General features: G+C 37.8%; 18 protein-coding genes and 3 pseudogenes. 7 read left to right on the forward strand and 14 right to left on the reverse strand.

All coding sequences use genetic code 11. The features are described 5' to 3' along the window. Nucleotides 1–276: 276 nt before the first annotated feature. From PR683_RS18050 to PR683_RS18070, 5 genes are all read right to left on the reverse strand, one after another. Complete coding sequence (locus tag PR683_RS18050) at nucleotides 277–990, reverse strand: fimbrial biogenesis chaperone (RefSeq protein WP_228367803.1); 714 nt, start codon at nucleotides 988–990, stop codon at nucleotides 277–279. Then, nucleotides 987–2,303, reverse strand: coding sequence for a fimbrial protein (locus PR683_RS18055; RefSeq protein WP_228367804.1), 1,317 nt, complete (start codon nucleotides 2,301–2,303; stop codon nucleotides 987–989). Before PR683_RS18055 ends, PR683_RS18050 begins: the two co-directional genes overlap by 4 nt. Before the next feature lie 12 nt (nucleotides 2,304–2,315). Further along, nucleotides 2,316–4,811 (reverse strand): fimbria/pilus outer membrane usher protein, encoded by a 2,496-nt coding sequence (locus tag PR683_RS18060; RefSeq protein ID WP_228367805.1) that lies wholly within the window; start codon nucleotides 4,809–4,811, stop codon nucleotides 2,316–2,318. Nucleotides 4,812–4,822: 11 nt separating this feature from the next. Further along, complete coding sequence (locus PR683_RS18065) at nucleotides 4,823–5,461, reverse strand: fimbrial biogenesis chaperone (protein WP_267081384.1); 639 nt, start codon at nucleotides 5,459–5,461, stop codon at nucleotides 4,823–4,825. 140 nt (nucleotides 5,462–5,601) lie between these two features. Beyond that, entirely contained in the window at nucleotides 5,602–6,138 is a 537-nt protein-coding gene (locus PR683_RS18070; protein ID WP_228367806.1) for a fimbrial protein, read from the reverse strand. 878 nt (nucleotides 6,139–7,016) lie between these two features. On the opposite strand from PR683_RS18070, the gene PR683_RS18075 reads away from it, so the two are divergent. After that, nucleotides 7,017–7,313, forward strand: a complete 297-nt coding sequence (locus PR683_RS18075; protein ID WP_228367807.1) for a helix-turn-helix domain-containing protein — start codon at nucleotides 7,017–7,019, stop codon at nucleotides 7,311–7,313. A 505-nt stretch (nucleotides 7,314–7,818) separates the two neighbouring features. Here the strand turns inward: PR683_RS18075 and PR683_RS18080 are convergent. Beyond that, nucleotides 7,819–7,974: pseudogene (locus PR683_RS18080) on the reverse strand (RNA-guided endonuclease InsQ/TnpB family protein); the annotation flags it as partial. Between the two features lie 50 nt (nucleotides 7,975–8,024). Between PR683_RS18080 and PR683_RS18085 the strand changes: the two are divergent. Continuing rightward, a pseudogene (locus PR683_RS18085) lies at nucleotides 8,025–8,144 on the forward strand (transposase); the annotation flags it as partial. Between the two features lie 173 nt (nucleotides 8,145–8,317). Here PR683_RS18085 and PR683_RS18090 read toward each other — a convergent pair. Both PR683_RS18090 and PR683_RS18095 read right to left on the reverse strand, forming a co-directional pair. Then, a complete protein-coding gene (locus PR683_RS18090) occupies nucleotides 8,318–8,803 on the reverse strand; it encodes a hypothetical protein (RefSeq protein WP_228367809.1) in 486 nt (161 codons plus the stop codon). 27 nt (nucleotides 8,804–8,830) lie between these two features. Then, nucleotides 8,831–9,603, reverse strand: a pseudogene (locus PR683_RS18095) (IS4 family transposase); the annotation flags it as partial. Between the two features lie 376 nt (nucleotides 9,604–9,979). Here PR683_RS18095 and fdnG point away from each other — a divergent pair. From fdnG to PR683_RS18120, 5 genes are all read left to right on the forward strand, one after another. Next, the gene (fdnG, locus tag PR683_RS18100) at nucleotides 9,980–13,027 is read left to right on the forward strand and encodes a formate dehydrogenase-N subunit alpha (RefSeq protein ID WP_228367810.1); all 3,048 of its coding nucleotides are present in this window, start codon (nucleotides 9,980–9,982) and stop codon (nucleotides 13,025–13,027) included. A 9-nt stretch (nucleotides 13,028–13,036) separates the two neighbouring features. Next, nucleotides 13,037–13,975 (forward strand): formate dehydrogenase subunit beta, encoded by a 939-nt coding sequence (fdxH, locus tag PR683_RS18105; protein WP_228367811.1) that lies wholly within the window; start codon nucleotides 13,037–13,039, stop codon nucleotides 13,973–13,975. Next, a complete protein-coding gene (gene fdoI, locus PR683_RS18110; RefSeq protein ID WP_228367824.1) occupies nucleotides 13,972–14,613 on the forward strand; it encodes a formate dehydrogenase cytochrome b556 subunit in 642 nt (213 codons plus the stop codon). Before fdxH ends, fdoI begins: the two co-directional genes overlap by 4 nt. A 512-nt stretch (nucleotides 14,614–15,125) precedes the next feature. Then, entirely contained in the window at nucleotides 15,126–16,295 is a 1,170-nt protein-coding gene (locus tag PR683_RS18115) for a 5-methyltetrahydropteroyltriglutamate--homocysteine S-methyltransferase (RefSeq protein ID WP_228367812.1), read from the forward strand. 233 nt (nucleotides 16,296–16,528) lie between these two features. Continuing rightward, entirely contained in the window at nucleotides 16,529–18,175 is a 1,647-nt protein-coding gene (locus PR683_RS18120) for an alkaline phosphatase (RefSeq protein WP_228367813.1), read from the forward strand. A 395-nt stretch (nucleotides 18,176–18,570) separates the two neighbouring features. On the opposite strand, the gene PR683_RS18125 is transcribed toward PR683_RS18120, so the two are convergent. From PR683_RS18125 to pefC, 6 genes are read right to left on the reverse strand one after another with little or no spacing between them, the layout of a single operon-like run. After that, the gene (locus tag PR683_RS18125; RefSeq protein ID WP_198642021.1) at nucleotides 18,571–19,107 is read right to left on the reverse strand and encodes a fimbrial protein; all 537 of its coding nucleotides are present in this window, start codon (nucleotides 19,105–19,107) and stop codon (nucleotides 18,571–18,573) included. A 13-nt stretch (nucleotides 19,108–19,120) separates the two neighbouring features. Further along, nucleotides 19,121–19,669 (reverse strand): fimbrial protein, encoded by a 549-nt coding sequence (locus PR683_RS18130; protein ID WP_228367814.1) that lies wholly within the window; start codon nucleotides 19,667–19,669, stop codon nucleotides 19,121–19,123. A gap of 10 nt (nucleotides 19,670–19,679) precedes the next feature. Continuing rightward, a complete protein-coding gene (locus PR683_RS18135) occupies nucleotides 19,680–20,213 on the reverse strand; it encodes a spore coat protein U domain-containing protein (protein ID WP_228367815.1) in 534 nt (177 codons plus the stop codon). 12 nt (nucleotides 20,214–20,225) lie between these two features. After that, a complete protein-coding gene (locus PR683_RS18140; RefSeq protein ID WP_198642018.1) occupies nucleotides 20,226–21,236 on the reverse strand; it encodes a spore coat protein U domain-containing protein in 1,011 nt (336 codons plus the stop codon). A 10-nt stretch (nucleotides 21,237–21,246) separates the two neighbouring features. Next, a complete protein-coding gene (locus PR683_RS18145) occupies nucleotides 21,247–21,915 on the reverse strand; it encodes a fimbrial chaperone (RefSeq protein ID WP_228367817.1) in 669 nt (222 codons plus the stop codon). Then, nucleotides 21,908–24,283, reverse strand: a complete 2,376-nt coding sequence (pefC, locus tag PR683_RS18150; protein ID WP_228367818.1) for a PefC/AfrB family outer membrane usher protein — start codon at nucleotides 24,281–24,283, stop codon at nucleotides 21,908–21,910. The genes PR683_RS18145 and pefC overlap by 8 nt, the downstream gene beginning before the upstream one ends. Between the last annotated feature and the right edge of the window lie 108 nt (nucleotides 24,284–24,391).

The following is a 24,391-nucleotide window of genomic DNA, read 5'->3' on the forward strand; positions in this document are numbered from 1 at the left end:
GTTATCAAAAAGAGATACGCTAAAAAGAGATTGAAGTGGGTTCACTATATGTCATTGCATCGTATATGGTACATAAGATAAGTATGTATATTTGAATTAGATTGACACTTTTTTGTTTTTGCATCTGAAATTATAGAATACCTATAAATAGTGATAAGTTTTAGTTTTGTGGCTGCATACTGAATAATAAAAAGTATTAAACATGCGACGCAACTAATTTAGTTGTTTTGAAAATAAAAGCATTACTAACAAAAAAGTAATGCTTTAAAGAATACATTAATGTAAGTCAGCTGTTTTTTCCACAACACTACCGCCGTCATTAATGTATTGATAAATAAGGATGTTATAAGATGGTGTCGTGGTTTCTTCTAATTGATACTCTTTGGAGCTACTGGGTTTTAACATCATATCCATTTCGGGTATAGCGCAGTTTTTATCATTTTTATTAGATAGACACAATTGTGTAAATGAAACGTGAAAGTTAGATGTATTTGTTACACGAAGTAAAGATTGATTATTTTTATCTATAACTGTAAATGTAAGATATTGTTCTATTTGGGCTGGAAATGAACCTAGCTGAGAGGGGCGAATGAATATTTTGTGCTGAGTGTTCATAGTCAGATCGACTCTAGGGATATTACTACTAGCCATTTTTGTATCTTTTGGTGGAATTTCATAAAGGTTTAGCCAATACACTAATTCTGAATTCCCTTTTAGTTCGTTAATATTAAATATTTTCAATGCTTGTACTTGTTTTGGCTCTAATCTAAATGTAGATGGAGTAACAACTACAGGTACAACACTTAAAGGATTGCCATTACCATTATCGACCCATGTTTGTACAACAATAGGGTAATTATTTGTGTTTGCGATGAGTAGTGTTTGAACATTATTTGTTGAATCGAAAATGATACGACTCTGATTTGCTAATACTCCTGCATATGAATTGGATGTAATTAGAAGAAAAATACTTAAATAAATAGATTTCATTGTACTTTCACCATGACATAGGCAGTTGCATATACTTTCCCTGGCGTAACTGTCACCCCAGGAATTTTACCTAAAGCAGCAGTATATTGTTGCTGATAATAACTATAGCCAGCGATAGAAGCCCCCATAGGTTGAGCTCCTTGTAAAACAGGGTACCAACCACTGTTTGTACCACTCGCCCAAGGAGTCGAAGAGGAGTAATCCGGTTGTCCTAAGAAGACAAGCTTTGTCTGCGTGGTCGTATTGTATAAAGTAATTCCAACACCTTTAGCCAAATTTGAATCTGTTCCATAATTGTCAGAGACTAGCATATTTACACCGCCATTCGTGTTTATTAGCCCAAGTGTCCCTGCAGCTTTATATGCCCCGGGGGAAACTTGTATACCTATAGCAGTTTGTCCCCCAGATAATCCCGATTGAACAGAATCACTACATTCAATTTGAACTGAAAAAGAAGCTTCTCGTGTCTGACCATCATTAAGTGCTTGAACTGTAATAGTTGGGAAAAGAACATAAGGAGTGGCATTTCTCGCAACGCAAGTCGCATTGTTACTTAATACGGTATATTGCATTCGATAGCCAAATCCGTTATCTACACCCCAAAAAGCAAATTTATAAGCACTGTCATCCCCAATATTGTCATGAGTTAAATTAGGTCCGACTAGTTGAATATAAGCATTAGGTTGATTACAGCTATAAACAGTTCCTGATGAACTAGCCTCAAATAAGCCTCCCCCGCAATAGTTACTTGCAGCGCCAGACGAGGGGGTTAACGAACTTACCCGAATTAATTCAGCTTGTAACGGAGGAACATCGGAAAGTTTTATCTGTATCTTTCCATTTGATGTTTCTGTATATGTTTGAACGGGAACTTTTTGCCAATAACGGCTTAATACAGTCCCCGACATTGTTTGTCTCAATCCGACGTAAGCAAATTTAGTCGCATAAACATCTTGTAATCCATCATTCTGACCTATTTGAAAAAAACCGCCAACTCGGTCATCACCATTTGTTGCCACTAAAAAATAAATGCTAGAAAGATCAGATTTGTCACACTCCCATAAAACGGTAGATGCGGTTGCTCCTCCGTATTTATATGCAGTTGAAGGAACTACAATGCTAGATAATATCGACCCAACAGGTTGAAAATAAGTATCGGTCATATTAACACGACCAAATGATAACAATGCAGCACGATCATCTTCAGTTTGAGATGCTCCTGTTGAGGTACAACGAGCATGAGCTGAATATGGAAATGCAAGTATGCATAATAGACTTAAAAAAAGTGGCATTATCACTTTGTTTATAAACATATTAACTCCACCTTACTGGCAACTTACTGTTATTTGAGTAATGACATTTGATATATTATAAAAGGGAGTAGCATCATAGTTGAAAGTACAGCTATCAGAAGGTGTAGTTCCCCAAGATAAATGTATTTTATCTTTTAGCTTTTCAGCTCGAAGGTATATTTGGTTGTTCTGGCCAATCATTCCAACAACAACATCATTACTGTTTTTTACTTCAGTGCCTAATGGGATCGTTATATGGTTAGGCATATTGATTTTGATTAATAAGGGATACCCAAATCTGGTTGAAAAGGAAACTTTAACAGCTGAACCTGCATATGGTGCAACTCTTTTTTCATTTTCTAGCAGCTCAATTGTATTATTTGTATCTTTAGGATCAATCAAGATACTATTATATTGATAAGGCGTTAATGTCGGAACTAACGCAAATCCATTACTGTCAATTGTTGTATCCTGAGCATTTAAAATATGAGCTCCTTCAGCACCTTTAGCCTCTACCAGCGCGAATGTATCACTTAAATAAGGACCCAGTGTGATACCTTCAGAATGTAATGCGACAGCACCTTGAATATTCGCGCCAGCCTGCCAGTATTGATTACCCTTAGATGCATTTACACCGACATTTGCTTTTGAAAAGTTTTTTTGTAAGCTTCCACTAACTGCACGTGTATCACTATCATTAAGATTATTGAGGCCCAAAGCATAGTTTATATTATTTTGTTGACCTGTTAGGGAGGCTTGAGTTTGGCTCCCCATGTCCTTACTGTAGCTATAGTTCATACCCAATGATGCATTATAGTCACTTAAGGATCCTATAGGCATGGATAGTGATACGGATGTAACAGTCTCATTGGTACCTTTACTGTTGTGAGAATTACTAACCCTTTGTTTAGCTACAGAAATATTTAAACTCATATTGTTATCAAAAACTTTGCTATAACCCATTTGAAGTTGGTTATTTACAGGGCGATTATCTCGATAATCTTGTCGTGACGCTGTAACGAAAAGATTACCAAAATTATTAATTTTTTGGCTTAATGTGATATCAAAGCGATTTTTTTGAAGATAGGAACTCGAATTTTGCACAGATTCTTTTTCATTTTTATCTCGTAGGGAGAGAACGTCAGGAAGGTCTCTATAACCAGATGTTGCGTAGTGATAGCTGGCCAATGAAATCGTGGTATCTGTTGATTGTATGGTTTTACTGTATGAAAGAGATGTCCTTAGCCCTGTAAGTCTATCTGAATCATAATTACTAATGCGAGTATTTGTGTAAATGGTTTGGACACCAAAAGCCCCTAATGAGTTTGTTAGAACTCCCCCTGAGCCTATAGCAATATAGTCATCAGCGACTCGAGTTCCTAAGTTTAATGTAATGCTATTTGACACACCAACCTGATAAATTAAGTCAGAAAAAATAGATTTACTTGCAGTATCTCTTGTTTTACCAATGGCAACATTATATTTTGATTGGCCTTGGCGCAATGACTGTGATACAGCCGAAAATGGGACTGTAAAGCGCTTTATCGTGCCATTTGCTTCTTTGACTTCAACGTCTAAGTCACCGTTGTAACTTGTAGGATTTAGATCATCAATAACAAATTGTCCGGATGGAACTGTTACTTGGTAAATTTGATACCCATTCTGCGTTACAGTTACGGTTGCTGTTGTTTCTGCAACTCCGGTGATTGTAGGTGCATAGCCTCTTTGTGAGAGGGGATAGGTTCTTTCATCTGTATCAAAGCTTAAGCCGGTATAATTGAGTCCAGAAAAAAACTGCCCAGATGTGATCAACTGGCCCAACTTTGTAATACCATGAAACTCTGGAAGTGGTTTTTGTATATAACTTCGAATATTTTGCCAATCCGTTCCATTACTATTTGCGTAATTTATTGTTGACTGTTGTCTATATTGCCAAGTGCCTAGATTTACCCCGCCATTTAAAAAAACATACGTACTATCCTGATTGTTAGACCTACTATTGTCTACATGATAATAATTTGCTAGATAATTAATAAATGCAATTGAGCTGCCTGAATCCAAGTCTTTTAGCGGAATATAGCCGGCAGGGGTATTGACTAAATCTGCTTGAGGTATAGTGATATCAAGTCGGAGACTACTTAAATTAACTTTAGTATAGGCTGATGTTATTAACTCATTCAGAAAATAACAGCTTTGAGTATGTCCTGATGACAGATTAGTCGACTTTATTTTAAGTTCACTGATGAAGTCAAGAGTAAAACAAGGCTGTACTGAGCCTTTTTGATCCTTAAAATTGATAAGTCTATTCGTAATGAATTGGTTGTTTAAATAAATATCTAGCTTATAGTCTCCCGAGATAATAGTGTCTCCATTGTTCAGCTTATCAATTAGTTCATTACTGATATTCTTATCTTTAAATAATTGAGGGTCGAAGTAAATTTTCTGACTATTATCTGCATAAACAATCTGCGAAATAAATGTAGCTTCAATTAGCATCACTGCTAAAGTCAGTTTGATTTTTATTCGCATGACTAATCCCTTTAATTAATTTTTTTTGTATAAAGTTGACTCGAGCCATAGTCGTTTATTACATCAAGCTCGATTTTTTCTTCTGAATTATTTGTTATTTTTGATTTATTATCCCAAAGCTGAATGGATTTTGGGGGGATCATTACTGATTTAACGAGAGTTGTTTTATTACTACCCGAAACTAAATTAGCCTCTTTTATAACGATATGAAATGGACTTTGATTCTCAACCTTAATTTTATTGTTCTCTTTAGAAAGAATTAATTCATTGAGTGAAAAAGTCTGATTCTCAATTGATTTTGGTCTATAGAAAATTTTAACTTGAGAGTTAAATAATAATGTTAATTGATTTTGAGAAGACTGTTCTTCGGTTGTACCTGGGATCTGACTGAAGTTGAAATAAAAAACAGATTCTACATCTTTAGGTAGATTATCTGTCATTTTTACCAGTTTTATTATCTGTCCTGCTTGAGGATCTATTTTAAAAATAGGGGGAATAGCGATAAATTTTTCATTTTTATTCTGCTCAATTTTAGAGTTTTTCTCTTCTGAAATTGAAATATCAACAACATAGGGTTTATCACCTACGTTAGTGAACTGGACGGTTTTTTCCTTATTGCTCTCATTATAGATAACTCTTGTTCCTGTCATGACTACAGCCGAATGACCCATGAAAGGAATAAATATACAAAGTAAAAGAAGTGACTTGCTAAATGATAATACCTTGGAAAACATGCAGCAACCTTAATTAAATAGGAAGAGCCTTAATAGTAGGTTAAGGCTCAAAAAAACTATAAATAGCTAACAGTATATTCAACAATTCCTTTCACTTTCCCAGGTGTTGCACCACCTTCTTCGGAAATATATTGCACTGCAAATTTATAATCAGTAGAAGTCGCTCCTTGCTTTAAAACTAGGCCAGGAACTGATGTTGGACCACTTAAAACAACAGGTGTTGTGCCCGCTTCGGAATTTAACAGTTGTAGTCCGACTTTCGTCGCTGGAGTGGTTTCCGCTATGTTTCCTAAATTTCCTTTTGTGGTCACATTATGACCTAAAAATACTGTGTTGATATTAAGATCTGAATCGGTAGGAGCAGTACAATTTGTTAAGCTAATTGTAAAAGGGGTTAAACCTGCCTGAGCGCCAACGGCTGTCAGTTCACTACTACGAACTGTTGGTAATAAAACTACACTGTCAGTTTCACCATTAATTTGTGGTTGACAAGTCTGAGCGGTTACTTCTCCCATAAATGTTACTTGTGGCGCAGCAATGGATAAGCTGGATATGCCAATACTCATTCCAACTAAAACAGGAATTATTCTCATATATAAATACCTTCGCTAATTTAAAAAAAAACATAATTTATAACATTTAGAAATATACTACATGTAATTACTCCAATGAAGTGTTAATTCAGGTTTTAGCAATGTAAATTGTTACAATAAGTAAACATGCGTGTTGTATATCAGATTAATGAACAAATCAAAGTCAAATTAATTATATTTCATCTTTAAAGTGATATAGCGCAAATTGGGCGATATTCAGAGCATTATATTGCTTGTTTGAAAGAACGTTTTCCCTCGCATGAAAAATGAAAATTTCTCTTTTAGCTTGTAGAAGTGTCAAATTGCATGTTAATGAAATGTTAATATTGATATTTGTCTTTTTTATTATCTTTTTATGAGAATCTTATTTATAAAAATAATGTATCTATATAAAACAATCTATTAGGTTGAATTAATGTTTTATGAATGAATTAAAATGTAAATAATATGTTTGTTATAGGTTAAATGTAATAATGTATTTCTAATATTTAAATTTATTTAATTTCAAAAGTTGATAATATATTGATTTTTTAAAATAAATTAAATTTTTCAGAAAGTGAGTATTGATTGTGTAATTAAGTAATTCAATTTATTAAATTATATTAATTTTAGTTTATTCGGTTGTTTTTTATTTATCTTTTGGGTTTTTATTTGCAACTATACTTATTAATTAGTAGTTTATTTCTTTTGTGTGATGGGTAAATAGTTGTTTTTTTTAAAAAAAATTAAAGGCAAATAATTTAAGATGTTAAATTATTTCTACGTACACATTTTTTGAATACGATTTGATTTTATTTTTTAAATTACTACATTACCGAGTAACAAATTGAACAACTCTGAAGTATGAGTTTTATGAGCTATATTTAATTGAGGTTATTATGGTAACTTTAGATGGTAACGTTAACATTTCGTTAAAAAACCAATTTGAAAAAGCTGTTGCTTCTGAAATTGTGCATTTAAGGAAGAAAAATGGATTTACTGGTAAGGAGTTAGCTGAGTATGTTGGGGTTTCACAGCAGCAAATATCGAGATATGAATCAGGTATTAGCAACATCAATGTCGGAACATTAGCAATTATTTTAAATACCTTTGGTTGTACATCCGAAGAATTTTTTAAAAAAGTTAGTACACGCATGAGAAAAAATGAAGAGAAATTTTTAAAATCAAACAGATAGTCATTCATTGAATTATAATTATTAATTTAAACCCTAATCACTGGAATGCTGAAACCAGTAGTTTGTTTAGCTGAGAAAGGTTATGGCAAGGTTATTTTAAAATGTGAAGTCATAAGTACTCTTTGCTCAATTAATCCTGATTCTATAGAGTTAGAACGAACTAGCTAATTCAAAATAGACAAAAGATAGAGTTGGGAACCAATACAATTTATAGTTTATCTCGATTATTGCAGATCAACCACAAATGACCAATCAACGGCTTAGATTAGTTCGGCTTAATAGTAAATTGATTGGTGTTGAAAGTATTTATATGAATAATTGGTTTATTTAAAATAAAATCAATTAATTAGCATTAAATTCGTTTTCGGTTCCTAACTAAAAGGCCTTACAAATAAGAAGAAAGATGCAACTCAGGTTTTTTAAACCGCACTCTCTAAAGAATTGACATCCTCTCCGCCCTAAAGAACGAGGATCCCTACAGCGTTCAGGTCGAAGCCTGACTTGCCTAGATGGGTTCCTGATTTAGCGGGCGACCTGACTGCACCATCCCTCCACAGGTAAGCACTGCATGTCCTGCCGCTAATATGCTACGTGCGCCGTTTACATCGGCGTTCTCCGTGTAGCCGCATACTTGATACACGAATTTGCTTTGCGTCTGACGTTTTTCATTTCGCCAATGACTTTACGGCTATTGCGGTAGCCGTTTCCCTGATGCATGTTCACTTGGTGTTTGTCACAAAATATCGACGAAAGATATTTGATCTGGATGCTATCGAAAAGCTACGCAGCCACTTTGCCAGCAGTTGCGGCAGAGCGCCAATATCGATCATTTGACAATACATCGAGCAGCAGCAAAAACCAAGTTAGTCGGAAAACCGCGTCTTATATCCCCGCCCTGAAGGACGCGGTTTTACGGCGCATCTGATAAGTTTTATTCAAGAGGAAGGCTATGACGGCATCTTGAAAAAAAATGTGTTTCCGTAAATTATTTACTGGGTTTTGTACTAGATAATTAAAAATTCGGCTTTAATTTTTTCAATTGCTTCTTTTACTGGAATGCTTTGAGTTATTGGAGGATGCTCTTTTTCACAAAACTCTCTCCATATAAAAAAGGTAAGCTCAGCACCGTCAGTTAAGTGTTTCAGCTGCGGATCTCCAAAATTACTTAGCTCTCTATATCTATTATCGTTCCAAAATAAATCAACAATCCATTGATAGACAGGAATAAAATGAAAATGAAAAGGGGTGTTTGGTGTATGTCCGTATTTGCTAATATAGATATATTGAGGATTAAATAAATTTTTTATTATACTTTCAGTATGTGCCATGACACTGCCCATTTCATTTAAAGCTTCAATTGATAAACTACTAAAATTTATTGAGCTGTTAACAGGCTGCATAATTAAATAACCAGAAATTTTAGAATCTTTTCGGTGATTAACTATCCAATATTGAGTTTTAAACACAATGTGGTCATCAGATATTCGCATGTTTAACCTATTTATTATTATGCCAATTTAAATGGACTGAGCAAGATGGTAGCCCTCAAGAAGGACTTGAAGTTTGATCCAACCTTCCCATAGCCTTTGCCAACCGATTATCCCTGTGCCTTTACTGTCATTCCAACCACCAAGGTTCCCTAATTTTAAATAGGCCCAATGTAAGCTGGGCCCTTTTGCAGGGAGTGTCTTTGTTTCCGTCTTCAGCCATAATAATTTCCATGCTATTGGGCTCAGTAGGATTTCACATATCAGCTTTTTGGCTTGTTCTGTTTGTAAACTAAGATACCTCAACTGTTGGATACGAGCAGCAATAAAAGTCAACACAACGTAGATTCGTTATAGTTTGTCTTTACTTTGCATACGAAGTTCTTAGACTTGAATTCCGCCTGTTTTCCATGATTTATAAAATGTTCAATTAATCAACGATTTTTATAATACTCAAGGATTTTTTGAGCTTGCTTAGCTGTCGTGACAGACTCACTAGTTAAAAGGTGCGAACATAATCCTTTGTTATCACCTTGTTCCTGACAGACAACATAAAAAAGTGAAATAGGAACACCTGTATTATTTGAAAGTATTTTTATCGGAACAGGTGCAAACCGAATATCACAGATGGCATATCTCGATTTACGGCCACCTTTTTGTTGGATATGTACGATCCTTTCCCCTGCGCTACATAATGATGAACTAAATGGATGAAGCCTGTCATCGGTTTGTTCAATACATCGGCTTTGCATGGAGCGAACAACAATCCGTTGTTGATGTTCAATTTTATATTGTAAATATTCTCTTTGTTCGACTTATGTTTATTATGATTACCTCCTATATCTACTGTTAGTAACGAGTTGTATTTTAACAATTAACTTTAATAGATTTAATTGCTATAAATTGACTTTCTTTATTTTATAATAGTAAAAATTTACGCTAAGTGGTCAAATTATAATAATGCTATTATTCATATAAAATAACATTGTTATTACTATGGAATTATAATTTTTTACAACTATAATTAGCCCCCATCATTTTATGTAGTAGTTCATTACATTGAGTTCGAATATGATGCTCAGGTCTGTCTTGAATGATTGAAAAATGAAATTCGCTGCGGATAGGTTGTTTTTAACGACCTATCCTTGAGCTTTTTTATCAATTAACAAGGAGACGCTGATGCAAGTCAGTCGACGGTCTTTTTTCAAGATCTGTGCCGGTGGTATGGCAGGAACTTCCGCTGCACTACTAGGTTTTGCCCCAAATGTATCTTTCGCAAACTCTCGCCAATATAAGCTCTTACGTTCTGTCGAAACACGTAATAACTGTACCTATTGTTCCGTCGGTTGCGGTATTTTGATGTACAGCCTAGGTGATGGCGCAAAAAACGCAGAAAAAAATATCTATCACATCGAAGGTGACCCTGACCACCCCGTTAGCCGAGGCTCATTATGCCCAAAAGGGGCGGGGCTTATTGACTATATCCACAGTGAAAATCGGCTAAAATACCCAGAATATCGTAAACCAGGCTCCGATAAATGGGAACGAATTTCATGGGATGAAGCGATAGACAAAATTGCGCGTTTAATGAAAAAAGACCGCGATGAAAATTTCGTTACGCACAATGAAAAAGGCCAAGAAGTTAACCGCTGGCTGACAACGGGCATGTTATGTTCATCTGCTGCGAGCAATGAAACAGGGATTCTCGATAATAAATTCTCCCGCTCATTAGGTATGCTCGCTATCGACTGCCAAGCTCGACTCTGCCATGCCCCAACCGTTTCCGCTCTTGCCCCAACATTTGGTCGCGGCGCAATGACCAACAACTGGGTTGATATTAAAAATGCCAACGTCATTTTAATTATGGGGGGAAACCCAGCAGAAGCGCATCCCGTTGGTTTCAAATGGGTTATCGAAGCGAAGATCAAAAATAATGCCAAAGTCATTGTTATTGACCCACGCTTTAACCGCAGCGCATCCGTAGCAGACATGTATTCACCAATTCGTGCGGGTTCAGACACTGCATTTTTACTCGGTGTTATCCGCTATCTTATTGAGAATGATAAAATTCAATATGAGTATGTCAAAGCCTATACTAATGCGCCATTAATCGTTCGTGAAGATTATCATTTTGATGATGGACTTTTTAGCGGCTTTGATGATAATAAACAGCAATATGACCGCAGCTCTTGGCATTATGAAACCGATGCAAATGGCCATGCGCTCAAGGATGAAACACTTCAACATCCTCGTTGTGTTTGGAATCTCTTAAAGCAACACGTTTCCCGCTATACACCTGTAGTCGTTACGACCTTATGTGGTACACCTCTGGAAGATTTTATTTATATTTGTGAACAACTTGCTTCTACTTCTGGCAAAGACAGAACGTCGACCATTTTGTATGCTTTAGGGTGGACGCACCACACAGGCGGGGCACAAACGATTCGTACCGCAGGTATGATCCAGCTATTGCTGGGTAACGTTGGTATGCCGGGTGGCGGTGTCAATGCGCTACGTGGTCATTCCAATATTCAAGGCTATAGCGATTTAGGGCTACTCTCTTTAAATCTACCGGGTTATATGCCGTTACCCAACGAGAAACAGACTTCGCTGCAAACCTATCTATCGCAAATCACACCAAGCTCAATTGTGCCTGACCAAGTGAACTACTGGAAAAGAACGCCCGATTTTTTCATTAGCTTAATGAAAAGCTTTTGGGGTGATAATGCCACCGCAGCCAATGAGTGGGGCTATCACTGGCTACCTAAATGGGATAAGAGCTATGACATCATGGCACAAACCCAAATGATGGTTGATGGCAAAATGAATGGCTATATCGTTCAAGGCTTTAACCCATTAGCCGCATTCCCCGATAAAAACAAATGTAGCGTAGCACTCTCGAAGCTCAAATATCTGGTCATTATTGATCCATTGGTTACCGAATCATCAAATTTCTGGCAAAACCATGGTGATATGAATGATGTCAATACAGCAGATATACAAACCGAAGTCTTTCGGCTTCCATCCTCTTGTTTTGCTGAAGAAAATGGTTCGATTGCAAACTCTGGTCGTTGGTTACAATGGCATTGGGCTGGCGCTCGACCACCCGCTCAAGCATGGCATGACGGTAAAATTCTGGGCCATTTATTGATGCGCCTCCGTCAGTTATACCAAGAAGAAGGCGGTGTATGCTCTGAGCCATTAATGAATCTCTCTTGGAATTATGCTGACCCATATGACCCACAACCTGAAGAAGTGGCAAGGGAAGCGAATGGCCAAGCCATGCAGGATATTTATGATGAAGCAGGCAAGCTATTATTCAAGAAAGGACAACAACTGGATGGGTTCCATCAATTAAAATCTGATGGCTCAACGGCCAGTTTTTGCTGGGTCTATTCTGGTTGCTGGACAGAAAAAGGTAACCAGATGGCGAACCGCGATAATGCCGATCCATCTGGCTTAGGCTGTACGCCAGGTTGGGCATTCGCATGGCCACAAAATCGCCGCGTTCTCTATAACCGAGCATCAGTAGATCCAAGTGGAAAACCTTGGGATGAAAAGCGTCAACTCATTAAGTGGGATGGTACTCAATGGGGCGGTTTTGATGTACCAGATTTTGGTAATGCCCCGCCAAACAGCGGTGTCGGACCCTTTATTATGCAGCCTGAGGGTGTCGGTCGCTTATTCGCCGTGGATAAAATGGCTGACGGCCCATTCCCCGAATTCTACGAACCGTTTGAATCCCCTGTAGAACATAATATTTTGCATCCAAAAGTGTCGCGTAATCCCGTAGCCCGTTTATATAGCTATGATAAGGATCACTTAGGAAATGCAAAAGATTTCCCTTATGTGGCAACTACCTATTCCATTACTGAGCTATTCCGTCATTGGACGAAGCATTCACTATTAAATGCCATTGCACAGCCTGACCAATTTATCGAAATTGGTGAACAATTAGCCACACAAAAAGGCATAAAACAAGGTGATGAAGTCAAAGTCAGTGCAAAACGAGGCTTTATTAAAGCCAAAGCAGTGGTCACCAAACGCATTCGCCCATTAACCATCAATGGTAATGTGGTCGAAACCATTGGGATCCCTTGTCACTGGGGCTTTGAGGGAGCAACACAAAAAGGTTTCCTTGCCAATACATTGACTCCATCAGTTGGTGATGCAAATGCATTTACGCCTGAATATAAAGCATTTTTAGTCAATGTTGAAAAGGCGTAAGGAGAAATTATGTCACTACAATCTCAAAATATTATTCGCCGTTCGGCAACCAATAGTCTTACACCAACACCACAAGTGCGCAACCATCAAGAAGAAGTTGCGAAACTGATTGACGTTACGATCTGTATTGGCTGCAAAGCCTGCCAAGTGGCCTGTTCAGAGTGGAACGATATTCGTGATCAAGTGAGCACCAATGTTGGTGTTTATGATAATCCTATCGACTTAACAGCAAAATCTTGGACGGTTATGCGCTTTTCTGAAGTTGAAGAAAATGGCAAATTGGAATGGCTAATCCGTAAAGATGGTTGTATGCACTGCGCTGACCCAGGCTGCTTAAAAGCCTGCCCAGCGGAAGGTGCTATTGTTCAATATGCTAACGGTATTGTTGATTTCCAATCTGAGCACTGTATCGGCTGTGGTTACTGTATCGCAGGTTGTCCATTTGATGTCCCTCGTATTAATAAAGAGGATAACCGTGCTTATAAATGTACATTGTGTGTCGATCGTGTCGAAGTGGGTCAAGAACCTGCATGTGTAAAAACCTGTCCAACAGGTGCTATTCATTTTGGTAGCAAAGAAGACATGAAAAATCTTGCTCAAGAGCGAGTTTCTGAACTGAATACCCGTGGCTATCAAAATGCAGGGCTTTATGACCCCCAAGGCGTCGGCGGAACCCACGTGATGTACGTTCTTCATCATGCAGATAAACCCAATCTTTATCACGGACTCCCTGACAACCCAGAAATCAGTGAAACGGTAAAATTCTGGAAAGGAATTTGGAAACCGCTTGCTGCTGTCGGCTTTGCGGCAACTTTTGCTGGCGCAATGTTCCACTATTTTGGCATCGGGCCAAACCACACCACAGAAGAAGATGAGGAAGAAGCGCGAAAAGATAAAGAAGCAGCTTCTCAAACTGCACAATCAGAGCATAACGAGGAGCAACACTGATGAAAAAAAACAGCGACACAATTTTACGCCATAATGCATCTGAGCGTATTAATCACTGGTTAGTTGTCATTGCCTTTGTCTTTACGGCATTCAGTGGGTTAGGTTTCTTTTTTCCCTCATTAAACTGGTTTATGAGTATTTTAGGGACGCCCCAGTTATCTCGAATATTGCATCCCTTTGTCGGTAGCCTCATGGCATTTTTATTTATCTTTATGTTTTTTAGATACTTAAAATATAATTTTGTGGATAAACAAGACCTCATTTGGGCTAAAAATATCCACAAGGTATTACGTAATGAGGAGGCTGGCGATATCGGCCATTATAACCTTGGTCAAAAAGGGATTTATTGGGTTCTCAGCCTATGCCTTATCGTCCTCACAATCAGTGGGATTATTATTTGGCGTCCTTATTTCTCGGATTATTTCTCGATTTCAATAATCCGCGCGGCATTACTGGCGCATTCACTGTCTGCAATAGTCTTGATTATTACGGTTGTTGTTCATGCTTATGCGGCCTTTTGGGTAAAAGGTTCTATTCGTAGCATGGTTGAAGGGTGGGTGACACGAGGATGGGCAAGGAAACACCATCCTCGTTGGTATCGCGAAGTGTTAAAGGAAGAAAAAGAGAAAAAAAAATAATCGTAAATTAAAACCGACAAACAGCATCATTTATGATGCTGTTTGTCAAATTTCTACCTGTAAATATTATTTTTAGCCAATCACACACAGTGCTCAATATTTTAGACAAACTATAATAATAAGGATGTTAAATGGCTAATATTAGGCATATGAATTTTAGCTCGTTCTCTCCCATGAATGGACACAAGTTATTTGCAAATACGGCAGCTAACATCTCAACAATCCGCCCAGCTGAAACCGCTTTTCTCTCATATTGAAAGATAGCCGGCAATTATATTTAGATAATACGATAGAGAAAATAGCTACGGATGGAGTGCTTTTATGTTACAGCGTCCCCAGAAGAGTCGATACCATTAGGTAAGGTATTGTTACTGTCACACTATTTTATTAATTAATAATTTTATTAACGAATTGAATTATTTTCATTTTTGAATGAATTTTATTCCTCATGTCACGACTATGTTAATGATATCTTAGGTAACTTAATTGAAATAGAGAGGGAAGATAATAATATGTCAACTTTCAAACCCCCATTTAGAGCTGATGTGGTTGGAAGCTACCTGCGCCCTGAATATTTGCATTCAGCTCGCCGTGATTTTGCTAAAGGTAATATCTCTAAAGATGAATTTGAGTTAATTGAAAATAAAGCCATTATTGAATTAATTGAAAAACAAAAATCCGCTGGACTTTCTGTTATTACTGATGGTGAATTTCGTCGCAGTTGGTGGCATTTAGATTTCATGTGGGGTCTAAATGGAGTTGAAAAATCGATTTTGTCAAAAGGGTATACCTTTGATGGAATTGAAACACGACCTGAAACAGCGCGTCTAACAGGTAAAATTAGTGGTGAAAACCATCCTTTTATTCAGCATTTTAAATTTTTACTACCTTTTGCGGAAGACAATATTGTCCCTCGTCTAACTATTCCAGCGCCAGCCCAATTCTTTAAAGAACTGTATCGCCCTGAAAACAGAGAGAGCACACAGCAATTTTATCCTGAACAAGAAGCATTGATGAATGATATTGCTAAGGCATACCAGACTTTTATTATTGAATTATATCAAGCTGGCTGCCGTAATCTTCAACTGGATGATTGTACGTGGGGAATGATGGTTGATTCTCGCTACCACAATTCCGGTATTGCAGAAAAACACCAACATTCAAGCTGTGATTGCCATCCGAACCAAACTGTCATTAGCGACAATGTAAAAGCATTAGCGGAAACATTGCTCACATTGAATAACCAAGCTGTATTCGATGCACCAAGTGATCTTGTCCTGACAACACATGTCTGCCGTGGAAATTATCGTTCAACATGGGCGGCGAGTGGAGGCTATGAGCCCATTGCTGAAGTTCTTTTTGGGCGAGAAAATGTCTCCGCTTACTACCTAGAATTTGATACTGATCGCGCCGGTGATTTTTCACCTTTAGCACTCGTGACTCAAGGAAAAAAAGTTGTTCTAGGGCTAATTTCATCAAAAACAGGGGAACTGGAGAATAAAGAAAAAGTTATCGCTCGTATTTATGAAGCTGCCAAATATCTCCCATTAGAGCAATTGTGTTTAAGTACACAATGCGGTTTTGCATCCACAGAAGAAGGAAATGCATTATCAGAACAACAGCAGTGGGATAAAATAGCTTTAGTGTGTGAGATAGCCAAAGAAGTATGGCCAGCTAAATAAGCGTAACAGAACCATATAAATAGACGTGATTAAGGTAATAACTTGCTATTGATTGTTACGCAAAGTATCAGTAAATAGCGGTTATATACCTTAAGAAATATATTAATGTTTTACTCTCATTATGGGAATAATATTGTTCTTCATTTTTTTAGTCATCTTAATAATACTGAAATATCTATTCTCTATTCTCCAAGCTCACAAAATTTATTATTTCGACGGGGAATAAATTATTTATGCGTTTTCTAAAGTCACTTACTTATAGTGCTATTTCGATTTCACTGATTTTTCCACTAGTATCCGCCGCTGCGGATGCCAATGAAAAACCACAAATCGTCAAGAATGTGATTGTCATGATCCCTGATGGAATGAGTGTCACTGGCACGACACTTGCTCGATTATATAAAGGGGAGCCCCTTGCTCTTGATCCGTTAGCGAGTGGCTTAATGACAACTTGGAATGGCGATGGGACGATAGCAGATTCCGCTCCCGCAGGCTCTGCAATTTCTTCAGGCTGGAAATCCCAAAGCGGCAATATTGCAAGTACAGGTAAGAAATATGATTGGCCTGGTGCCAAAACACCAAGTCAAGGAGAGGAGCTTCGCCCAGTGGCTACATTATTAGAAGCATCTCGTCTGAGTGGCCGTGCCGTGGGAATAATCAGCACAAGCGAATTTATGCATGCAACCCCTGCTGACTTTAGTGCTCACGACCCTTCACGCAAAAACTATGATAATTTAACTGAGCAAATTGTCTACAATAATCTGGATGTTATTTTAGGTGGTGGCGCTAAATATCTCAAACCCGAAAACCGTGCAGATAAAGAAGATATGGCAAAAATACTTTTATCCCGAGGGTACAGCATTGTCTATACACCTAAGCACTTAGATACGTTTTCAGGTAAGAAACTAGTCGGTGTATTCGGTAAAACCGATAAACATACCGCACTTTCCTATGATTTAGATCGTGATGCCGAGCTTGAACCTTCGCTGGCACAAATGACTCAGAAAGCCATTGACGTGCTATCTCAAAACCCAGATGGATTCTTCCTTATGGTTGAAGGCTCTAAAGTTGACTGGGCTGCTCATGCCAATGACCCCGTTGGTATTATTAGTGACGTATTGGCCTTTGATAATGCTGTTGCTAAAGCGGTAGATTTTGCTAGAAAAGATGGGAATACCTTAATAGTTGCAATGACCGATCACGGTAACTCAGGCATTTCAATTGGTGACCGTTCTACCTCGGAGAACTACGATAAAACTCATTGGAGCCGTTTCATTAATCCACTGAAGAAGGCAAAAGTCACAGGGGAAGGTTTTGAAGCTATTCTCGAAAGACAGTCAGCCAAACAAGATACCTTAAAAATCCGTTCATTAGCAAAGCAATGGTTGGGTATTGATGATTTAACTAATGAAGAAGTTAATAGCATCATGGGGGCTAAAACTGGCGCACTTAATTATGTTATTGGCCCTATTCTTGCCCAAAGAGCTAAAATTGGTTTCACGACAAATGGTCACACAGGTGAAGATGTAGTGTTGTATAGCTATGACCCTCGAGGTCGTTTGCTCGGAGGGCTAATGGATAACACTGAGGTCGCTCATTTCATAGCATCAGCACTCAATGTCAATTTGCAAAAGGTAACTGAGCAATTGTTTCTTGATGCAAAAACGGAGTTCAGTGCTAAAGGTGCCGAAGTCAGTGAAGACTTGTCTGATGCAGAAAACCCTGTATTAGTAGTGATAAAAGGTGATCAAACTCTGCGGATCCCTCGTAACAAAAGCATTGCTTGGTTAAACGATAACGAAGTTATCTCAGATGGCGTCAATGTCTATAATGGCTCACGCTGGTTTGTATCAAAATCACTTATTGACCAAATCAAATAACCCCATGTATTAGTCAGTAAAACGCTTACTACCGGCGCTTTACTGACTTTCTTAGCTTCATAAAATTCTTCAGAATAATCTAACTATAATAGAAAAAATTAGTGGTACTTATTTATACGTTGGATTTTTTTCTGCTGTACATACAGAAAATATCTAAGTGAGAAAAATTCACATTGTTGATTATCTATTTAGGTAAATTCATACTACAGAATGAGTTTAAATGGAAATATTATACGCCAACTGTTAAAATATAATATGAAATATAAATTTATAATAGATTATCATTTCGATTTTAATGTGTTGGGTTATTGTTTATTAAATATTTAAGTTATTTAAAATCGAATGCTGAAGCCTAAAATTTTTCGCATAAATACCGATGCATGCAGTAAGTCTTATTATTTATATAATATATTGATAATTACACTGCTTTTCATTGAACCCTTTTCAACGGTTTGTCCTTGTGCATAAGGTCTAGCCCAAAAACTAACATCAAATTGACTATTCTGATTGGCATTAAAACGTTTATTTACGCCCGATAAGTCGATTGGAGTAGCATCTAACCAAAATAAATGTATGCCGACACCTGATAAATTTGTTTTAAGTTCGCCTCCAAGACCATTATGCAATGCGCCTTGGCTACCGGGAGTCACCTTGATATCAATATAATTAGGTTTAAATCCACTTTTCTGACAGTCTATAATAAATTGTGTTTTTACCGCGGGTTGCTTTCCGGACAGTAAATCATTTTCATTAATAACGTCAAAATCCACTATTTTATTAAATCCCTTTCCATCATTAATATTACAAGTGACCGTAACTACATCCAGAGAGATTGCCAATACAATCTCAGGGAGAGCTTCATCTGACAGCGAGAGTGGTGAATAAAAATTTAAGCAAGAGGCTATAAAATAGGCATATATTTTTTTTTTCATACAAAGACTCGCATCAGATATATTTTATTTTAATGGTGATATGAGTGTTCCCACTGCCTAAGCTAATGGACTGACTGCCCAAGGGAAGCACAACTGGCTTTATTTGCAATTTAACTTTCATCAGTGATGCTTCCGGTTTTTTTAAAAACAGCTCTTTTCCCATGGGGACACCTTCGTTAATTGAACCTATTTGCTCATCCTCCCAAGACACCAAATAGCCCAGAGTAGTATTTTTAGAGCCAATATAACCGGATGTTCCCATGGTTAAGTGGGGATTAGCAGGTTCAAAGCGTATTGAAATCCGCTGGGGTTGAATGGCACCAGAGCAATCCAATGAGAGGGTTGAGTGTCCTTCAATTTCACCCGATACAATAGTGGCTGTATCTACAGGGCCAAAAGACACATTATCTACCGTGGCTGGTAAACAAGTGGCAATTTTGACATTCATACTAAATTGCGATTGAACAGCACCGCCAACGATGGATGCCGGTTTTAGCTCAGAGCCATAGCCTCTCGTTGTACTGAATATTAACAGGCTGATAAGCAACATAGATTTGAACATAGGTCCCCAATTAATTGAATGTCAGTTTAATGTTTAATGCGGTATTGGCTGCACCTGGAGATACAACTTCACCGAGCGCAACAGGTTTAACTTTAATTGGGATCGTAAAACTTGCCGCAGAGGGTTTATTAGTTGGTGTCACGGCGGTACCGTTAACAGTGATAGCGGTATCCAGGGGCTTTACCGTCGAATCTCCCCATCGCAGTTGATAACCCACAGTCGAATTGAGCTTGGTATTAATAATGCCGTTCGCCAGATCTTTAACACCATCAGCAGCCGTAAATGTGAGAGTGTAATTAGTCATTTTTGTATCGCAAGCAATCGCCAGTGACATTACTTTATCGGCGACTATTCCTTTTTTAATGTCTCCGGCCGCTTGGTCACCAAAGGCAACATCTGCTACGGAAGCACTGCAAGATGCCTTGACCGTCATGCTTATATTTGAGGTCACGGTACCCCCAGTAACATTTGAGGCAAAGCTAGTGGCGCCAGCATAAAAGGGAAATGAAATTCCGGCGAGAATGAACAGTAGTTTCGTTATCATAGTTAGCTCCATTTAATTTAATTTCACATTTATCGTTAATGCGGTATTCGCGAGTCCAGGAATGGCTTGTGCCGACAATGCAACTGGCTTAACAATCACTGGAACCGTAAAGTTATTGGTTGTTGGTTTTGTATTGGGAGTGATGGCTATGCCATTTGTGACAACAGCACTATTCGCTGGCTTAATGGTGCCATTTCCCCAGGTCAATTGGTAACCTACTGAGCTATTATCTTTTACAGAAATAATGCCACTATTTGGAGAACCACCATCCCGACCGCTAAAACTAATTGTGTAAGCTGGTAATACAGTATTACAGGTAAAATTAATATTAATTGTTTTACTTGCGATGGTGTTTGATTGCACATTTGTTGCTGTTTGGTCACCAAACGCGACATCATTAACAGAAACCGCACAAGAGGCATTATTGACTAATGTCATCGATGTTGGGGCACTAAATGAAACTGTTTCTTTTTGCTCTGTAGTGCTGTATTGGCCTATGCGTGAATAGAAATTTCTCGTTAGCATATAAGTTGGATTTACTACTGTTTTGCCTGCCGGTGGTTTTTTTTGTAAGTAAACAATTCCAGAATCGGTGCCTCCTCCTGCTCCTACTAAATTAGTATAACCTGACCCAGCGATTTTATAATCGAGCACTAATAACCAAGACGAATTGTTACAACTTCCTGTTGAACGATATCTTAAAATACCATCCGATGAGGTTTTGTCGATCGTTCCACCATTTGGGCAAACACTGGGACCAGCTCCAAATTTATCAATAATATAGATATAGTTTCCGTTAGTATTTCCTGCTCCGCTCGTTGCTCGCATACATTGCCCTGCAATAACAAGGGGAACTCCTGGTTGTCCAAATGTATAGAGTTGGTCACCTACTTTTTTATTTGTAATATCGATTTGAGCCGGAAAATTATATTTCAATGATAAATTCCTACATCTGGCTGATGATGCATCGAAAGACATCAGCAGTATCCATAATGTCATAAAGTAAAAGGCGCTCTTTGGCATTTCAATGTCCTCACGGCAGCTCAATAATACGTCGGGCACCATAATCATCAATGGCTTCAACGGTCACTTTACCCGATAACGAGCGCTGTAAATTGACCTCACTGAAAGGAGGAAATAAGCTAATGGATTGTTCAATCTCTTTGGATAAAGGCAATGGAGTGTTATTCACCGACACCTGGGTTAAGGCAAAATAATACGGGGTGGGGTTCTTTAAAATTGAACCGTTGTACGTTAGGCCTTTTTCGGCATCTTCTCTGCTCTCTGCCAAAACTTTAGGCCGATAAATCAGTTTAACTTGGGTATTTAATGCAACAGCTAGGACATTACCTTCATCAGCAGAGGCAACGGGGGGAATTTCCTGCACATTAAGCCAAAATAAGGATTCTCGGTCTTTGGGTAAAATATCATTCACATACAATAAACGGATTAATTGTTTTTCTTCGCCCCTGATTTTAAATAAATTCGGAGCAGGGACAAAAAACACATCATTACCCTTAAGATTATCAACCCAAACTTGACCCCCGTATGTTTTATCGCTGTTATTTTTGATTTCAATGGCGATATTCTTTCGGCCTTCATCATAAATAAAACGGGTGCCATTAAGTGTAAATGCAGAGTATGCATTAAAGCAGGTTAATGACGATATCATTAAAATAAAAATGGATACCAGTTTACTCATTGCATTCAATCTCCGTGATTTTATTATCATTTGATTCAAGTTTTTCTAAATTCAAGGTGCACTGTTCCCCTTTTGGGGATAAGACAAAGATTGTCTTAGGCTTATTTAATAAATTTAATAATAGGACACCACTGTTCGAAACGTATCCCACGTATTCATTATTTTCTGTTCTCACCGAGCTCCCCGCAGAAATAAACTCGCCATTTTTCTTTTTCAGTCGCAAAATATAGCGATGAATTGTTGAATATTTAAATTCACGATAAATAATGGCTTTATCTGTCGGAACAAATTGTTGAACAGAGTCCAGTAATTCAATATTATTAGGAACTTCTTCGGTGTTAATTTTTAAATTATTCTCAATATAGGGGGAGATACCAATAACCGTATTTCCCTTTCCATCAGTAGGTGGGGAATCATTAAATGTAACATTTTGAATGTCTCTAATTTTTGCAATTGCGACGGTATCACGTCTCACATTACTGAATAACAATCCGGTTTCTTGGGTTGCCAATAAGCTTCCCGATGCATTAACTGACCCAGTTGTTTGGTGCGCATTTTGAGATACCGCAAAACCGGTATTTATCAGGCGCTGGTCAACACCAAAATAAGCGGAATTTGACCAGCTATCCCGATCTTTATTGGTATTTATACTGTAGTTAACTTTTTCGTTAATACTGCCAGAAATACCAGAGTTAAAACTGGCTTTGTTCCGTCGGTCATAGTTGACGGAATTCGTCCAAAAGTGATTTTTATCAAAGACACTAAAAGGGATATTTACACCGACAGAAAAAACATAATTATCGTGGTTATAATCATTTAATTTTTGATAATCTGCCGAAAACGATAAATCGATACCTTTTAACGCGGTATTATAAGTAATGTTGGCACCCACCTCGTTGCTGATAGCATTGCGATAGGTTTGGATCCAGCCAGATACGCTCAAAAAGCTTCCATCAAAATTTTGCGATAGGATAGTTTCATAGCGTTCTTTACGATTGCTTCGGTGGTATAAGGCATTCGGGTTAAAATCATTAAAATCAACGTAATCTTTGCCGGTGTATCGGTAAGCCAATAATTGTAGGTTCGTATTGTCTGTTAATGAATTTGCGTATTGAAGCATATAGCTGATACCAGATTGTCGAGCTTCTGGCATCGTTGGTGTTTGCTTTTGAAACGTACTCACAGCCGTATTGACGTTAAACGAGATTGCCCCAAATTGTCCCAAATCTTTACTTGCCCCTAAGGCAGCACTTTTATAATCGTTATGTAAGATACCGGCAGTATGAAACGTAAAATGGGTTAACCCATAGTCAAATGCACCCAAAAAGAACAGGCGATTTTCTCTTTTTCCTGCGATCTCTCGCTCACCAATGGCGACATTGTAATTAATTTCATTCGCTCGCAATAAAGATGAAAGTGTCGCGACAGGATAGTAACGAACAGTTTTCGTTCCATCATTTTCTTCCACGGTGACGGTGATATTTCCGTTACTGACGGGAGCAATGTTTTTTAATTGGTAAGCCCCTGCAGGTACCACTTGAGAGCTTAAAATATAGCCATTTTGAGATATCGTAATTTTGGCATTGGAATTCACGACGCCAGAAATCACTGGGGCATAGCCACGCATTTCCCAGGGGCGCATATCCCGCTCGGAGCGTAATGCCATGCCATAAAAAACAAAATTGGGTAATATTGATAAAGCGGTTAATGTTTTACCGGCAATAAAACTTCCTTGTATTGGTTTTATTGCTGTTGATATTGTAGCTTCTGATGTTTCTGTGCCGGAATCTTTTAGGTAACTGCTTCGAACAAAAGCAACCCAGCGACCCATATTAGAATATAAGTCAAAATCGCCGTACATTTGTGTTTTTGACGAACTGGTTTTAGATACATAGCCAGAATAGTTAATTTTAACGCCAGTAATACCATAATCCCAATCCTGTTGATTTGTAGATTCATCCAATGCGATTTGAGGAATGCTCAAAGATAATGTTTGTTTGGTATTATCAAAAGTCACTTGGGCGCCAGGATAACGGCTAATGTCATAGCATTGTCTTTCGGGATTAAAATAAGCCGAAAATAAATTTAAATTGATCGGTAAGGATAATTCCGTTATCCAGTCTTTATTTAGGCATAACGTTTCTTTATCTTCAGGTAAAATAATTAGCTCTTTTTTATTCATCGAGCGACGATTGAAAATCACCTCAACAATATAATGCCCGGAGGGGTATTTTATATTATCATCAAAGACACTTTCAGCTTGTGGTTGAACGCCTCCATGCAAGAAGTCCATATTTAAATCGGCACAGACATAAAATGGCGTGGCTAACAGGGATAACATAAAGGCATTAATTGGTTTTAAACGCATTGATATTATTCATCCCTATCGGTGATTAAAAATAAGGGTCATAGACCCTTTAAATATTCAGTTTTTATATTTGAATTATTCCTAGGGTGCTTATTAGATATTAAAAAA

This window comes from Providencia sp. PROV269, from assembly GCF_028477785.1.
GTDB lineage: Bacteria > Pseudomonadota > Gammaproteobacteria > Enterobacterales > Enterobacteriaceae > Providencia > Providencia rettgeri.